Source organism: Faecousia intestinalis (genome assembly GCF_040096185.1).
Lineage (GTDB): Bacteria > Bacillota > Clostridia > Oscillospirales > Oscillospiraceae > JAZOXB01.
Map to the genome: position 1 here is coordinate 1 of NZ_JBBMFF010000151.1, position 2085 is coordinate 2085.

The 2085-nt window shown below is 63.1% G+C and carries 1 protein-coding gene; it reads left to right on the forward strand.

Translation table 11 applies throughout. The annotated features are described in order from the left end of the window. Positions 1 to 198 precede the first annotated feature (198 nt). The gene (locus WMO66_RS03775) at positions 199 to 2043 is read left to right on the forward strand and encodes a flavin reductase (protein WP_349135047.1); all 1845 of its coding nucleotides are present in this window, start codon (positions 199 to 201) and stop codon (positions 2041 to 2043) included. Positions 2044 to 2085: the final 42 nt, after the last annotated feature.

Below are 2085 nucleotides of genomic sequence, written 5' to 3' on the forward strand. Positions count from 1 at the left end.
GGTCACTACCCGCAAGGGGCACGCCGCATCCGTAAGGCGGCAAAGCCGCCAACGGCTGCGCAGTGACCGCCGCTACACCCCATACTTCGGCGTTTACCATTTTAACGGCAGCCGGAGGTATCGTGTAACTTTCCATTTCCCACTCGCACACGCTATGCCATGAAAATAAACAATCTATCAAATACGGAGGAAAAACTTATGTACTGTGTCCGCAAGGTTCTGGAGGATCTCTGGTGGGTCGGCGGGAATGACCGCAGACTCGCTATGTTCGAGGGTGTTTACGCCGTGCCGAACGGAGTTTCCTACAATTCCTATCTGCTGCTCGACGACAAGACCATCCTGTTCGACACGGTCGATCCGTCGGTCAGCAAGGTATTCTTCGAGAACGTCGACCACGTTCTGGCCGGGCGCAAGCTCGACTACCTCGTCATCCACCACATGGAGCCGGACCACTCCGGCACGGTCAGCGAGGTGCTGCTGCGCCATCCGGAGACCGTCATCGTCTGCAGCGACCGCATCCGCGCCATGCTGCAGCAGTTCCGCGGCGGCGTCGCCCCGCAGAACGCCTTCCACCTCGTCAAGGAGGGCGACACCTTCGAGACCGGCCACCACACGCTCACGTTCCTGAGCGCCCCGATGGTCCACTGGCCGGAGGTCATGGTCAGCTACGACCTGACGACGCGCACGCTCTTCTCGGCTGACGCCTTCGGCACGTTCGGCGCGATCAACGGCGCGCTGTTCGCCGATGAGGTCGACTTCTTCCGCGATTATGTGGACGAGGCCCGCCGTTATTACTGCAACATCGTCGGCAAATACGGCACGCAGGTGCAGGCCCTGCTCAAGAAGGCCTCCACGGTTCAGATCGACCGCATCTGCCCCCTGCACGGCTTCGTCTGGCGCAAGAACATCGGCGAATTCATCGACCGCTATGTCCACTGGAGCACCTATACGCCGGAGGAGCAGGGCGTCATGATCGCCTACGCCTCCGTCTACGGCGGCACGGAGAACGCGGCCGAGCTGCTGTCCGTCCGCCTGCGCGAGCGCGGCGTGAAGACCGTCATGTTCGATGTCTCCGTCACTCCGGCGTCCGATATCATCGCCGCGGCCTTCCGCTGGAGCCACCTCGTCTTTGCCGCGCCGACGTATAATGCGGGCATCTTCGTCACGATGGAGAACCTGCTGCACGACATCGTTGCGCACAACCTGCAGAACCGCACCGTCGCCCTCATCGAAAACGGCTCGTGGGCCCCGACGTCCGGCAAGCACATGCGCGACCTGCTCGGCAAGCTGAAGAACGTCACCATCCTCGACCAGCAGCTGACGCTCCGCTCCGCCATGGCCGAGAGCCAGAGCGCGCAGCTGGGCGCGCTGGCGGACGCCCTGTGCGCCACGCTGCCGCAGCCGCAGGTGCACGCCTCCGAACCCGGCACGGTGGACAATCAGGCGATGTTCGCCCTGTCCTACGGCCTGTTCGTCCTGAGCGCCCGCGAGGGGGAACGCGACAACGCCTGCATCATCAACACGGCCGCGCAGGTCACGGACACGCCGAAGCGCATCTCCATCACGGTCAACAAGCAGAACCTGACGCACGACATGATCCTGAAGACCGGCGTGTTCAATCTGTCCGTCCTCTCGCAGGATGCCTCGTTTGCGCAGTTCCAGCAGTACGGCTTCCGCAGCGGCCGCGATACGGCCGACAAGTTCGACGGCGCGGAGGCGGTCCGCACGGCCAACGGCCTGCGCTATGAGCCGGCCGGCACGAACGCCGTCCTGTCCGGCAAGGTCATCCAGACGCTCGACTGCGGCACGCACACGCTCTTCCTCGCCGAGGTCACGGAGGCCCGCGTGCTGTCGGACGTCCCGTCTGCGACGTATGCCTACTATTTTGAGCACATCAAGCCGAAGCCCCAGCCTGCCGCCGAGAAGAAGACCGGCTTCGTCTGCAAGATCTGCGGCTATGTCTACGAGGGCGAGACGCTCCCGGCGGACTATATCTGCCCGCTGTGCAAGCACGGCGCGGAGGATTTTGAGCCCCTGAAATAATACAGGAATATAGATCGCCCGTCCGCAGCCCAAAAGCTGCGG

Coding starts and splice junctions, on each gene's coding strand:
- WMO66_RS03775 (WP_349135047.1), top strand. CDS start 199: ATGTACTGTGTCCGCAAGGTTCTGGAGGATCTCTGGTGGGTCGGCGGG.